The 13,445-nt window shown below is 72.0% G+C and carries 10 protein-coding genes; 3 read left to right on the top strand and 7 right to left on the bottom strand.

The features are described 5' to 3' along the window. Window positions 1–65 precede the first annotated feature (65 nt). From ACIBO1_RS15175 to ACIBO1_RS15165, 3 genes are all read right to left on the bottom strand, one after another. The gene (locus ACIBO1_RS15175) at window positions 66–1,442 is read right to left on the bottom strand and encodes an FAD-dependent oxidoreductase (protein WP_396746201.1); all 1,377 of its coding nucleotides are present in this window, start codon (window positions 1,440–1,442) and stop codon (window positions 66–68) included. Between the two features lie 225 nt (window positions 1,443–1,667). Beyond that, window positions 1,668–2,564 carry a bile acid:sodium symporter family protein gene (locus ACIBO1_RS15170; RefSeq protein WP_396746199.1) on the bottom strand — a complete coding sequence of 299 codons (897 nt, stop codon included), beginning with the start codon at window positions 2,562–2,564 and terminating at the stop codon, window positions 1,668–1,670. 68 nt (window positions 2,565–2,632) lie between these two features. Beyond that, window positions 2,633–3,391 carry a cellulose binding domain-containing protein gene (locus tag ACIBO1_RS15165; protein WP_396746197.1) on the bottom strand — a complete coding sequence of 253 codons (759 nt, stop codon included), beginning with the start codon at window positions 3,389–3,391 and terminating at the stop codon, window positions 2,633–2,635. A 252-nt stretch (window positions 3,392–3,643) separates the two neighbouring features. Here ACIBO1_RS15165 and ACIBO1_RS15160 point away from each other — a divergent pair, with 252 nt between their 5' ends. Next, window positions 3,644–4,159: an SRPBCC family protein gene (locus tag ACIBO1_RS15160; protein WP_396746194.1), complete on the top strand. Its 516-nt coding sequence runs from the start codon at window positions 3,644–3,646 to the stop codon at window positions 4,157–4,159. Between the two features lie 76 nt (window positions 4,160–4,235). Next, window positions 4,236–5,573 carry a glycoside hydrolase family 18 protein gene (locus ACIBO1_RS15155; protein ID WP_396746191.1) on the top strand — a complete coding sequence of 446 codons (1,338 nt, stop codon included), beginning with the start codon at window positions 4,236–4,238 and terminating at the stop codon, window positions 5,571–5,573. A 51-nt stretch (window positions 5,574–5,624) separates the two neighbouring features. Here the strand turns inward: ACIBO1_RS15155 and ACIBO1_RS15150 are convergent, their stop codons facing one another. Continuing rightward, window positions 5,625–6,653 carry a LacI family DNA-binding transcriptional regulator gene (locus ACIBO1_RS15150; protein WP_350695379.1) on the bottom strand — a complete coding sequence of 343 codons (1,029 nt, stop codon included), beginning with the start codon at window positions 6,651–6,653 and terminating at the stop codon, window positions 5,625–5,627. A 327-nt stretch (window positions 6,654–6,980) separates the two neighbouring features. Here ACIBO1_RS15150 and ACIBO1_RS15145 point away from each other — a divergent pair, with 327 nt between their 5' ends. Continuing rightward, a complete protein-coding gene (locus ACIBO1_RS15145; protein WP_396746188.1) occupies window positions 6,981–8,171 on the top strand; it encodes a cytochrome P450 in 1,191 nt (396 codons plus the stop codon). Window positions 8,172–8,324: 153 nt separating this feature from the next. Here ACIBO1_RS15145 and ACIBO1_RS15140 read toward each other — a convergent pair whose 3' ends face one another. The 3 genes from ACIBO1_RS15140 to ACIBO1_RS15130 all read right to left on the bottom strand — a co-directional run bounded on the left by ACIBO1_RS15140 (window position 8,325) and on the right by ACIBO1_RS15130 (window position 13,297). Beyond that, complete coding sequence (locus ACIBO1_RS15140) at window positions 8,325–9,380, bottom strand: hypothetical protein (protein ID WP_396746185.1); 1,056 nt, start codon at window positions 9,378–9,380, stop codon at window positions 8,325–8,327. 68 nt (window positions 9,381–9,448) lie between these two features. Then, a complete protein-coding gene (locus ACIBO1_RS15135; protein ID WP_396746183.1) occupies window positions 9,449–10,081 on the bottom strand; it encodes a hypothetical protein in 633 nt (210 codons plus the stop codon). Between the two features lie 24 nt (window positions 10,082–10,105). Then, a complete protein-coding gene (locus ACIBO1_RS15130) occupies window positions 10,106–13,297 on the bottom strand; it encodes a family 43 glycosylhydrolase (RefSeq protein ID WP_396746180.1) in 3,192 nt (1,063 codons plus the stop codon). Window positions 13,298–13,445 lie beyond the last annotated feature (148 nt).

The raw sequence follows: 13,445 nt of genomic DNA, 5'->3' as shown, positions 1-13,445 counted from the left end.
CAATAAGTGCAAGTGTGGCGCCGGAGTCGCCGAATCAGACAAGAGCGACGAAATTGCGCCTTAGGTCAGCGCGCCCGCCAGTTCGCCCACAGCGCGCCCAGCACCATGCCGGGCCGGGCCAGCGCGCGGGGGTGCTCGCGCATCGAGACGACGTCGTTGAAACGGCGGGCCGTGGCCACGTCGGTCATGGTCGCCCGGACGATCTGGCCGCTCACCCAGCTCGTGAGCCGGTACCCGCGCGGGTAGGGACCGTCGACGTGCGGCAGCGCCAGGTCGGCGGAGGTCGACATCGACCAGGCGGCGTCGACCACGACCCGTTGCAACTCGAAGAAGCGGCGGGCCGGGAAGCGGAGGTCCGGCCCGGAGCGCAGGTACGCCGACAGACAGGCCGCGTGCAGCGCCGCGGCCGTGATCCCCTGGCCGTAGACCGGGTTGAACGAGGCGACCGCGTCACCGACGCTGACCAGACCGCCCGGCAGCCGCCGCAGCGCGTGGTAGTCCCGCCGCCGACTGTCGGCGTGGCGGTAGGTCTGCACCTCGCCGAGCATCTCGCTCTCGGCGACCTCGGTGAATTCGGGCGGGAACTGCTCGCGCAGCCGGCGTACGAAGTCCTCGGCGGTGCGGCCGGGGCGGTTGTCGCCGTAGCCGGCCATCATCGCCATCCACCGACCGTCCTCGATGGCGAAGAACGCCGCCCCGGCGACGTCCGAGGAGGACGCGACGCTGTTGAGGGCCATCACCACGGTGTGCTCCGGGTGCGCCTCGCGGCGACGGAACAGGGCCGTGGCGTAGTTGAGGTGCACCGGCATGCGCCGCAGGGCGGGTCGCTCCCAGCCGGCCTCCGCCAGCCAGTCGGAGAGGCGGCTGGACCGGCCCATGGCGTCGACCACCAGATCGGCGTTCTCCACGCCGGGCGCGGCGTTGACGTCGCACCGGACCCCGGCCACCGACGAGCCGTCGAGCACCAGGCCGGTGGCGCGGGCGGTCACCGTCTTGACGTTGGGCAGCCGCAGGACCTGCTGACGGATCAGCCCCTCCAGCAGCGGGCGACTCCCGGCCAGGCTGTCCGCGTCGTCGGGCACCACCACCTTGGGGCGGCCGTCGAGGTAGTTGCGCCGGGCGGCCGGTGGCGCCTCGACCGCCCCCTGGGCCAGGGCCTGCTCACGGAACCCGGGGAAGAGACGCTCCAGTTGCAGGAAACCGCCGGGCAGCAGCGCGTGCAACTGTGTCCCCTGTGGCACACCCGGCCGTCCGCCCGGCACGTGCAGGTCGTCGCGGTCGATCACGACGACGCTCGCCGCGTGGTCGGACAGCACCCGGGCGGCCAGCAGGCCGGCGACGCTGCCGCCGACCACCACGGCCGTACCGAGCACCGGAGACGGCTGGTCGGGCGGTCGCACCGCGTTCAGCGCGGCGAAGACCTGAGCCGGAGAGAAGGACATCGTGCTCTCCAAGGGGTACGAGGTGTGGCGCCGTTCCGCCGGGCCCGGCCGGTGACCGAGGCACAGGCAGGCCGGCGGGACCGGGCGGTCGGCATGACGCTCAACGATCGTTGCACAGCCAGGGAACGCGACGGCAGATCCGAGGATCGATGCGGCCCCGCACGTGGACGGTGCCGGCACGACCATCGGTGATCCGCGCGTCGCGGCTGCTCACCACCCCTTTTCTCACCTCGTCGTGGCGCTGTCGTGGGTGCCGGGCGGACCCGCGTCGACGCGGTTGACGAGGTAACCGAAAGCCGCTGCGGTAAAGAACATGACAATGCCGTAGACGGCGGCCGGAATCGCCATCTGCGTGTTGTTCAACAGCGCCGGGCTGAGCGCGATCGTGATGGCCAGGGTGCTGTTGTGGATGCCGATCTCGAAACCGGCCGCCTTCGCGGCGGGCGGCGCGATCCCGGCCAGCCGGGGCACCCCGTACCCGACCGCGAGGCTGAGCAGGTTGAACGCCAGGACCGCCAGACCGACCGCGACGAAGTAGTCGGCGATGTTCTCCCGCTCACCGAGCACCGCGCCGAGGATGACCGCGACCAGCACCACCACGGACATGATCCGGACCGGCCGGTCGAGCCGGTCGGCCACGCCCGGCACCCGGGCCCGGACCAGCATGCCGATCGCGACCGGGACGAGCACGATGGCGAACACCTGCACCACCTTGTCGAACTGCAGCCCGATGCTCGTCGCGTCGCTCAGGAAGTAGCCCGCGGACAGGTTGACCACGATCGGCAGGGTGAGCACGGCGAGCACCGAGTTGATCGCGGTCAGGGTGATGTTCAGCGCCACGTGCCCGCCGAACAGGTGGCTGTAGAGGTTGGCCGTGGTGCCGCCGGGCGACGCTGCGAGCAGCATCATCCCGACGGCCAGTTCCGGCGGCAGGTCGAAGGCGAGCACCAGGCCGAAGCAGAGCGCCGGCAGCACCAACACCTGGCAGGCCAGCGCGATGACGGCGGCCTTGGGGTGCTGGGCCACCCGCCGGAAGTCCGCGACGGTCAGGCCGAGACCCAGACCGAGCATGATGATGCCGAGGGCGACGGGCAGTCCGATCAAGGTCAGGGCAGAGTCCATGACACGACATCGTTACCACCCGGTAACGCACTCACAATCCTCCATGCGGCCGGGGTCCGCCGCCCGGCTCAACGACCACAGGCGAGCGTGAAGCCCTCCGGCACCGAGGTGGTCGTGGCCAGCAGGCCGAACGTCGTCGACCCGCCCGGGGCGAGCAGGGCGTTCCAGCCGGCGTCGCGGACGGTCACCGCGCTGCCCGCCTCGGTCGGCGTTCCGTTCCACAGCGACTGGATCCGCTGGTCACCGGGCCAGGTCCACCAGACCTGCCAGCCGTCGAGCACCTCGGTCCCGGTGTTGCGCACGGTGACCGTGGCGACGAAGCCACTCCCCCAGCCGCTGCCGATCGTCGCCGTCGCGGCGCACACCGGCACCTCCTGCGTACGGGCCGGACCGCCGAGGACGTACGGGTCCCGCCGGCCCTTCGCATCGCTGAACCGGAACCAGTACTCGGTGTCCGGGGTGAGCCCCTCGACCACCACCGAGCCGTAGCTCTCCAGCCCGGTGTCCGCCGAGGCCACCGGGTTGCGCCACATCTCGGCGTCCTCCCGGGTGGCGAAGAGGTGCACCGTGATGGGCAGGTCGTACCCGCACGGCGGGCGGAACGTCAGCGAGTAACGGATGGTGACGGTCGTGGTGGTGGTGCCGGCCACCATGCCGGCCAGCGGCAGCGCGGGCGGGCACGCCGTCACCGTCGGCGTCGGCGACTGCGAGGTGGTGAGCGGGACGGGCGGGGACGTGGCGGCGCCCGCGCTGCTCGCCATACCGGCCGCGCCCACCAGGGCCAGCGTCGCGGCGGCGATCGTCACCAGGGCGTACTTCTTCGACATGCGGTGTCTCCTCCGGGGGTGGTGGGAGCACCGGGCGCAGCACGGCAGCCGGTGCCTGGGAAACGGGCTGCCCTGCGCGGGTGGCATCCCCGCACGCCCTGACGATGGTTCGCACGCCGGCCCCGGACGCGACTACGCAGAGTGTTTCATTCGAGAACCATCGATACAACAGACGACCAGTCGATCCATCCGGGGCCGGACGGGCACCCGGCCACCCGGGCCGAACCGGTCGCACCGGGGGAGAATGGGGCGATGCCCGTGGTTGAGGCGGTGGCCGTCGTCCCCGTACCCCCGAATCTCGCGTTCGCGATCTCGCAGACCACCATGCCGGTCCGACGGCGGTGGGATCCGTTCGTCCGCAGCCAGCACTTCGTGGACGGCGCCGTCCGGCCGGACAAGGGCGTCCGCACGTTCACGCGGTCCCGACACGGCCTCTCGATGGTCAGCGAGTACGTCTCCTACGCACCACCGACCAACGTCGGCATGAAGATGGTGCGCGGCCCGTGGTTCTTCGAGATGTTCGCCGGCGGCTGGCGGTTCGTGCCGGCGGACGAGCCCGGCCACTCGGTCGCCACCTGGCGGTACCACTTCCGTTGCCGTCCGGCGCTGCTGCGACCGGTCGCCGACCGAATCGGCACCTGGCTGCTCGGCCGGGACATCCGCCGCCGGATCGCCGGTTACGCGGCCGGATGCGCCGATCCGGTCGTGGTCGCCGCCGCCGAACGAGACCTGCGCGAGCGCAACGACGGGAACCGGACCGAGTCTTGACCGGAAACGGTGATCAGCTTACGTTCGTCAATCAGACAGGTGTCTTTACTGATCGCCGTCCCGCCCGGGAGTGCCGATGCGACCGTTCCGTCCTCGCCGCCTCACCGCCCTCGTGGCGCTGACCACGCTGCTGGTGACCGCCGCGCCACCGGTCGCCGCCCACGCGGCACCGCAGCGCGGTACCGGATACCACCGGGTCGGCTACTTCACCCAGTGGGGCATCTACGGCCGGGCGTTCCCCGTGCAGAAGCTGGACACCTCCGGGGCGGCGAGCCGGCTGACCCACATCAACTACGCCTTCGGCAACGTCAGCGAGGACGGTCGCTGCTTCGTCGACGGTGGGCCGGGTGAGGGCGACGCCTGGGCCGACTACCAGCGCCCGGTCCCGGCGCAGGAGAGCGTCGACGGGGTCGCCGACACCTGGGGCGAGCCGCTCAACGGCAACTTCGGCCAGTTGGCGAAGCTCAAGGCCAAGCACCCGCACCTCAAGGTGATGATCTCGCTCGGCGGCTGGAGCTGGTCGACGTACTTCTCCAACGCGGCCCGCACCGACGCCTCCCGCAAGGCGTTCGTCGCCTCCTGCATCGACCTCTACCTCAAGGGCAACCTGCCGATCCTGGACGGCGGCAGCGGCGGGCCGGGCTCGGCCGCCGGGGTCTTCGACGGCATCGACCTGGACTGGGAGTGGCCGGGCTCGCCGGGTGAGCCGGGCAACGTGATCCGCCCGGAGGACCGGGAGAACTTCACCAAGCTGCTCGCCGAGTTCCGCCGGCAGCTCGACGCGTACGGCCGGACCACCCGCACCCACCACCCGCTGACCGCCTTCCTGCCGGCCAACCCGGCCGCGATGGACGCCGGCTTCGAGGGCCGCAAGATCTTCAAGTACCTGGACTTCGCGACCGTGCAGGGGTACGACTTCCACGGCAGTTGGGACGCGGTGACCAACCAGCAGTCCGCGCTGCGCGTGCCCAAGGGCGCGCCGGACGACCCCGACTTCTCCGTGCAGGTGGCGATCGACGGCTGGATCGCCCGGGGCGCGCCGCGCGGCAAGCTGGTGCTGGGCATCCCGTACTACGGCCAGGGCTGGACCGGCGTCACCGGCGGCGGCACCGGCCTGTTCCGGCCGGCGACCGGACCGGCACCGGCCACCCACGCGGCCGGCTACGAGGACTACAAGCAGCTCAAGACGTTGCCGGGCAAGGGCTTCACGGTGCACCGCGACCTGCGCGCCGGGCACGCCTGGCTGTTCGACGGCACCACCCTGTGGACGTACGACGACCCGGCGGTGGTGCTCCAGAAGACGCTCTACATCCGGGCCGCCGGACTCGGCGGGGCGATGATCTGGTCGCTTGACGGCGACGACGACAACGCCACGCTGACCAAGACGATCAGCCTCGGGCTCACCACCAGGTAGGGCAGCCGGGCCCGACGCACGGGGCACAGGCTCAGCACGCGGGCGGCGGCCTCAGCGCACGGGCAGCGTCGACTCGCGCATCACCAGGCGGCTGGCGAACTCCTCGGAGTGGGTCACCGCACCGTCGATGGCCGCGAAGAGGCGCTGCCCGGCCACCGCGCCGAGATGCTGGAGATTCATGTCCACACTGGTCAGTCGAGGGCGGGAGTCGGCGGAGATGGCCTCCCAGTTGTCGAAGCCGATCACCGAGATCGCCCCCGGCACATCCCGGCCGAGATCACGCAGCGCGTCCAGGACGCCCCGGGCGATCTGGTCGCTGCCGCAGAAGATCGCGTCCACCTCGGGCCGCTGCTCGACGATCATGTGCGCGGCGGCCCGCCCCCAGGACTCGTCCCACGACCCGTAGTAGGGCCGGTCGCCGACCATGCCCAGTCCCGCCGCTGCGAGGGCCGCCGCCGCGCCCTCGGCACGGTCGCGGGCCGCCTGGAAACCCGGCTCGCCGGTGATGTGGGCGATGTTGCGCCGACCGCAGGCCAGCAGGTGCTCGATGGCGAGACGCCCGCCCCCGACGTTGTCGACCGTGATGGAGATGTCGGCCGGGTCCGAGGAGGGGGCGTACACGTAAACCACCGGCACCGGGATGTTGCCGGCCAGCGGCGGCCGGGGGTCGGTCCGCGAGCCGACCACGATCAGCCCGTCCACCCGGCGCGACAGCAGCGCGCGGACGTGGTGCTTCTCCCGGATCGCGTCACCGCGTGCGTCGCACAGGAACACCGACACCTGGCCCGCCCCGAAGGCGTCCTCGGCGCCCATCAGGATCGGGATCGAGAACCGCCCCTCCAGGTCGCTGGTGAGCAGGCCGACGGTCCCGGTCCGGCCGCTGAGCAGCCCTCGGGCCAGGGCGTTCGGCGCGAAGGAGAGCAACTCCGCGGCCTCCAGCACGCGTACCCGGGTGGTCGCCCGCACCTCGCCACGTCCGTTGATGGCCTTGGAGGCGGTGGCGACCGAGACGCCGGCCAGCTTGGCGACGTCGGTGAGCGTGGGCGTGCGGTTGGCGGGGACCTCGGGCTCGGTCGTCATGCGGTGCTCCCTCCCAGCGACCGGCACGGATGCGGTACGCGGCGACAGGTTGCCTCGGGAGCCCGTGCAGGCACTCCCGGCGGAAGTAGCCTGGTAAAGGTTTTCGGCTTGTTTCGGCGTCCTTGCCTGACTCGCAGTGCCGCTCGTACCTGCGCGGAAGACTACACCGAAGTGTGGCGCCCACTCGGCTCAGGAAGGTCCGTCGGTGCCCCCTTCCCGAAAACTCCCCCGAAACGTTCGCTGGCCGCACGAGATGTAAGGAGGGGTCCCCTGCTATACACGAGGCGTTAGCAGGGGACCCTTCCTTACAGCTGTCGAGGGGGCGAGGTGGCGGTCGCGTTCGGCCTGTCGGAGTTGTGGGATCCGGTCGTGCGCCGGAACCCGCACGAGTTCTACGACCGGGTACGCGACAGCGGCGGCCCGGTGCTCCAGGTCGACCCCGCCGGCAACCGGCTGTGGGTGGTCGCCGGTCACGCCGACGTGCTGCACGGACTGCGGCACCCGATGATCGGGCACGAGGTGCACCGGCACCGCCCGGACGGCCCGACTCCCGCCCCGTACGAGATGACCGAGGTGGCGAGGATCGAGTCCCGGCAGCTCATCAGCCTCGACCCGCCCGATCACACCCGTCTGCGCGGGCTGGTCAGCGGCGGATTCACGGCACGGGCGGTGGCCCGGTTGGAGCCGTGGATCGGTGACCTCGCCGACCGGCTGGTCGACCGGGCACGTCGGCAGGGCCACGCGGACGCGGTGGCCGATCTCGCCGATCCGGTACCGGTCAACGTCATCGCCGAGCTGGTGGGCGTACCGGAACCGGATCGGGCGCGGTTCCGGGCCTGGTCGGCGGCGATCGTGTCGGCCGGGTACGACGGCCCGGCGGCGACCCTGGAGTTCGCGGCGTACCTCGACGACCTGGCGGCGCAACGCCGTGCCGAACCCGCCGACGACCTGATCTCCGAGCTGGTGGCGGTGGAGGACCGCGCGGACCGGCTGGACCGCGACGAGTTGGTGGCGCTGGTGCAGTTGCTGCTCATCGCCGGGCAGGAGACCACCGTCGACCTGATCGTCAACGGACTCCGCCTGCTGCTCACCCATCCGGTGCAGTGGGAGGCGCTGCGCGACGATCCCACGCTGGCCGAGGCGGTGGTGGAGGAGACGCTGCGGTTCCGGGGGCCGGTGGAGATCGTGCCGCCCCGGTTCGCCTTCGCGGACGTCGAGCTGGCCGGTGGGCGGATCCCCGCCTTCGACCGCGTGGGGCTGTCGATCTGGGGGGCCAACCGGGACCCGGCGGTCTTCGACCGGCCGCACGAGTTCGACATCGCCCGCAGCGACGTCCGTCGGCACATCGCCTTCGGGTACGGCATCCACTTCTGCCTCGGCGCGCACCTGGCGCGGCTGGAGAGCCGGATCCTGTTCGACCGCGTGGCACGGCACCTGCCCGGACTGCGGCTGGCGGTCGACGCCACCGACCTGGACGCGTTCCGCCTGCACCACGACGGACTGCCGCTACTTGTGTGACGCCCCGCGCCCCGCACGCCCGGCCGTCCCCCGCCGCACGCCACGCTGCCCCACACGCCACGCCGACCCACACGCCACGCCGACCCACACGCCAGACCGACCCGCACGTCCGGCCGCCGCGCAGGCCGGGCGACCGACAAGTCGGGGAACGGGTCACGCCGAGGTCCGGGCCTCCTGGCGGCCTTCGTCGCGGGCCCGCGCGAGAAGCCGCGCGAGTCGGCGGCGGCGCCCGCGCACCACGGCACGCCAGGCGAGTACGAGCGCCACGATCACGAGTAGCAGGGCCACCTGTGGCCAGGGCATCGACCAGACCGTGACGGTGGCGGTGGTCGGCCGGATCTCGGAGTCGGTCGGGTCGCCGACCAGGATGTCCGGGGTCAGCGTGACGGTGGCGGTCAGCCGTCCCCAGCCCCACACCCCGCGCACGTACGCCTCGGCCGGGCGGTCGCCGCCGGGCAGCAGTTCCTCCACCTCGGCCGGGCCCTCGGTGTCGAGCAGCCCGAACAGGTCGCCGACGGTGGCCCGACCGGCACCGGTGACGGCCACGTTCCCGTCGTTGACGGCCGTGTACCGGATCCGCACGTTGCCCGGCGAGAAGGGGTTCCACGACCGGTGGTGGGTGGCGGTGAGGTCGTCGACGCGGATCGCGGCGACAGCGGTGCCGCTGACCCGCAGCATCACCCGGAATCCGACCCGGCTCTCCACCGCCACCGTGCCGCCGGTGCTGGTGACGGTGGCCGCGATGCCGGCGGGATGGTCGCCGGGGCTGGCGTCGGCCGGTGCTTCGATGGTGAACGGCACCACCCGCGTCGACTTCGCTCCGACGCTCACCGTGTCGCGCACCGTGATCCAGGTGCCACCGTCCACCGAGGACTGGTGCGACGGCAGCATGTTGAACCGCCCCTTGTCGGTGAGGTAACCGTCGGCGGCCTGGAGCGAGAACACCACCGGGGCGTCGCTGAAGTTGCGTACCGCCAGGTGCTCGGTGACCACCTCACCCGGGTCGAGCGTGCGCTCCACCCAGCGGCGGCCGTCGGGACCGAGCGGGTTCGCCGGCTGGACCGCCCAGGTGACGGTGGGCGCGGTCGGCTCCGCCCACGCGGGGACCGCTCCGGCCAGGCCGGTCGCCGCCAGCACGGCCAGCGTCGCCAGCACGGCGGACGTCCGCGCCACCATCCGCCGCCGCCACGGGACCTTCGGCACGCTCATGACCAGCCCTTTACACCGCAGGGGTACGGGTGGGGGTCGCCGAAGCAGGCGGCCCCCACCCGCATGGATCACTCGAACAGGGACAGGGTCAACGTCGAGGTGTACTCACCGGCGGCCACGTCGGCCGGGGTGCGCAGGAACAGGTCGGCGTCGACCGAGTACGCCCCACCCGCGACGGCTCCGGAGTCGAACGTCGAGACCAGCAGCTCCTGGTCGACCAGACCCACGTTGTTGCCCGGCTGCGTCGGCTCGTCCAACACCGTCACGACCTCTTCACCCTCACTGACCAGCCCGGTGTCCCCACCGTCGACCAGCCGCGGCTTCCACCCCAGGTGCCCGGCGCCGATCGGCTCCTGACCCGCGCCACCGGTGAAGTCCGTCGCGCTGCCCAGCACCGCCCACGCCGCACCCTCCGGCACCTCGTCAGCCGTCCGCGTGTCGGTCACCGTCACCGTCGGCAACCCACCGACGAACTGACGCACCAACAACGTCGACCCGTCCTCGGTCAACGCCACCGAGTCACCCGCGATCGACATCGCCAGCACACCCGGCTCCACCAACTCCTCGATCTCCACCGTGACCGTCACGTCACCGGTGTCACCCGGATCAGCCGACACCGGCGCAGCCATCGCCACCGACCCGACCAGCAAGGCCCCGGCGGCACCCGCCGCCAGCAACCGCTTCCGATTCCCTGTGTTCATGCGATTCTCCGTTGTCTCTCGTGGTTACTGGGCTTGACGAGGGTCTGCGGCACAGTCGGCGCCGGGATGGTCCCGGGTGACGACGGTCGTCACGTCCGTGCCGTCGAGCGAGCCGGTGACCCGCACGGTGGCGGTGCCGGACGGGACCGACGCGGCACGGGTGGTGAACTGCTGGAACGCGCTCGCACCCGACGCCACGGCCGACACCGACCGCTGCCCGTACGCACTCTCCAACACCACGTCCACCGGACCGTCGTGATCGTTACGCGCCTGCACCGCCACGTACGCCTTCCCGGCCACACACCGCGCCTGCACGGTGACCGTCACCGGCACCTCGGGCCGGACGCCCGGGTCGTCGGCGAACACCCGCCACTCGGTGACGGCGACCGCCGAGTAGGTGGTGCCGTTGCCGTTGGCCCGGATGGTGGCCCGCAGCCTCGACGTGGTCACCGGGTCGAAGGAGACGGTGTTGAACGCGGTGGTGCTGGTGCCGTACGGCGAGGCGCCGGTCACGTCACGCCAGGCCGAGGCGGTGGCGTCCCAGTACTGCACCACCCACCCGTCGGGCTGGGCGACACCGTCTCCGGTGCCCTGGTTGGAGTCCCGCCAGAACTTCAGCTCGGTGCCGGTGATCCGGACCGGGCGGCTCCAGTCGTACTGGATCCACTGGGTGGCCGGGCGGCTGCCCGACCAGGTCCCCCAGATCTGCGCCTGGCCCGGGTTGGTCGGGTCGGCACCGTCGTTGAGCGCGGTGACGCTGTTCCAGCCCGCCGTGAACGAGGCGGTCGGGGTGCCGATCGGCCCGATGTTGCCGGTGAGCGGCCCCGACAGGTCGGCCGGGATGACGACCGTTTTGGCGGTCTCCAGGTTGCCCGCCACGTCGATCGCCCGGTACGACACCGTGCGCCGGTTCGCGTCGGGTGCCGGGATCGCGCCGTCGTACGTGGTCCAGGCGCCGGTGCCGAGGGTGTACTCGATCCGGGCGACGCCGGAGGTGGCGTCGGTCGCGGCGAGCGTGACCGCCCGCGTGGTGCTGTTCACCGTGGCGGTGCTGACCGGGGCCGTGGCGTCGACGCGTACCTCCAGGGAGGCCGGGTCGGAGACGTTGCCGGCCCGGTCGGTGGCGGTCGCGGTGACGGTGTGCCGGCCGTCCCCGGTGACGGTGACGTCGACCGACCGTACGTCGGTGGCCTCGACCGGCGTGCCCGAGCCGACCCGCGCGGAGATGGTCATCCGGCCACCCCGGTCGTCGACACCGGCGGCCCGCACCCGCACCGTGGACCGGAACCAGCCGTCACTGCCGGCGCTGCCGCTGGGCGTGAGCGTCACCGTCGGCGGCGTCACGTCTCCCTCGGTGTCGTCCGGCGAGATGACGGTGACCTGCGCGGAGACCCGGTCGGCGGCGTAGCCGAGCACGGTCCCGCCGACGGTGAACGTCCGGGGCTCGGCGACGTCCGCAGGCCGCACCTCGTCCCAGTAGACCGGCACCCGCAGCGTCTGCGCGCCGAACGACACCGGCAGCGTGTCCGGCAGGTCGGTCTCGCCGACCTCCACGGTCATCGCCGGGGCGGTGACCGACTCCGGCTGCGCGGCGAGGACCTTCCACTCCTCGACCGCCACCCCGGAGTACGTGCTGCCGTTGGTCGACGCGTCGAACACCGCGCGCACCTGCGTGGTGGTCACCGGGTCGAAGGTGGTGTTCTGGAAGCCCTGCGTCGCGGTCGGGAATCCGCTCGGGTTGGGCACGTCGGCCCACTGCCCGGTGTCCAGGTTCCAGTACTGCATGCGCCAGCGGGCCGGCGCGGCGACACCGACGCCGGTGCCCTGGGGCTGGTCGTTCCAGAAGTCAATCTGCGAACCGGAGATCCGCATCGGCTGGTCCCAGGTGTACTGCACCCACTGCTGCGGCGGGTTGTTGCCGGTCCAGGTGCCCCACATGTCCGGCGGCAACGGGTTCGACCGGACGATCTCGTCGTTGAGCGCCTTCACCCAGTACTGCACCGGTACCGGCTCGTTGGAGACGGTGACCCGGGCCTCCTGGGCGATGTTCGGCCGGGGGGTGAGGTCACGTCCCTTGGCCGGGGTGGGCGTGACGAGCTTCATCCGGGGCGGGGTCAGCGAGTCGTCCCACTCGACCGGGTCGATCGCCACCGAGCGCCGGAAGTGACCGCCGCCCACGGCGTCGGCGGTGTGGTACGCCAGGTACCACGTGCCGTTGAACTCCAGGACGCCCGGATGGCTCGTGGTCGAGGAGACCGGACGCAGGAAGGTCCCCCGGTAGGTCCACGGTCCCTCCGGCGACGCGGCCGTGCCGTAGGCGAGGCACGCGTGGTAGTTCGCCGGGGTGCACTGCGAGGTCGGGCCGGCGTTGTTGCCGGCGTACGCCATGTAGTAGGTGCCGTTGCGCTTGAAGGCCCAGGCGCCCTCGAAGAAGCCGGTCAGGCCGGTGACGGTGCGCGGGGCCCCGATCGGGGTCTTCATGTCCTGCTGGAGTTCGAGCATCCGCAGTTGGCTGAAGGAGCCCCACCAGATGTAGACGCGCTGGTTGGGAGCCTCGCCGTCGACCAGGATCGTCGGGTCGATGTTATGGATGGTGTTCGGCGTGGGCACCCGTTGGGAGATGATCGGGCCCCCCGCGTGGTCGGTCCACGGGCCGGTCGGGCTCTCCGACACGGCCACCCCGATCGCGAACCGGTCCGACGCGGTGCTGTTGCGTTCGTGGATCGGGACGTACCAGTAGTAGCGTCCGTCGACGCCCTGGATCACCTGGCCGGCGTACGCGCGGCCCGGGGTGGCCCAGGCGAAGGCGGCCTCCGGGCGCATCAGCGACGGGTAGTGGGTCCACTCCCCCGCCTCGACGTCGGTGGTCCGGAAGGCGCCCCACTCGTTCATGATGAAGTCGTTGGTGGACGGCCCGGCCTGGTCGTGGCCGGTGTAGACGTAGAGCTGGTCGGCGTCGGTGTCGTTGCCGGGGGCACCGGCGCGGACGACCATCGGGGCCGGGTCGGCGGAGTAGTAGCTGCCGTCGCCGAGGATCGGGTTGACCGTGTTGGTGAAGGTGTACGACTGGGGCTCGGCGGCGTGCGCCGGACCGGCGACGCCGGCCAGGCCGGTGGCGACGAGCCCGACGGACGCGGCCACGGCGATCGTCCTGCGCCATCGGCGCGACGGCCGGGTGGACGGTGGGGCCGCGCCGCGTCCCACGGTGGTGTTCACGGTGTCGATCTCCTCACTCGTGCGCGGGGGTGGGGGGGGGGGGGGGGGGCGGGCGCGGCGCCCCCCCCGCCGCCCCGAGGAGCCCCGCCTGCCAAGACGGCGGCCACCACCACCAGCACCCCCACCCCCGGCCCCCCGACGGGGGCTC

It is taken from the genome of Micromonospora sp. NPDC049903, from assembly GCF_044460945.1.
Classification (GTDB): Bacteria; Actinomycetota; Actinomycetes; order Mycobacteriales; family Micromonosporaceae; genus Micromonospora.
Note: the sequence above shows the minus strand (reverse complement) of the source record. Positions and strands in the feature narration are given on the sequence as shown.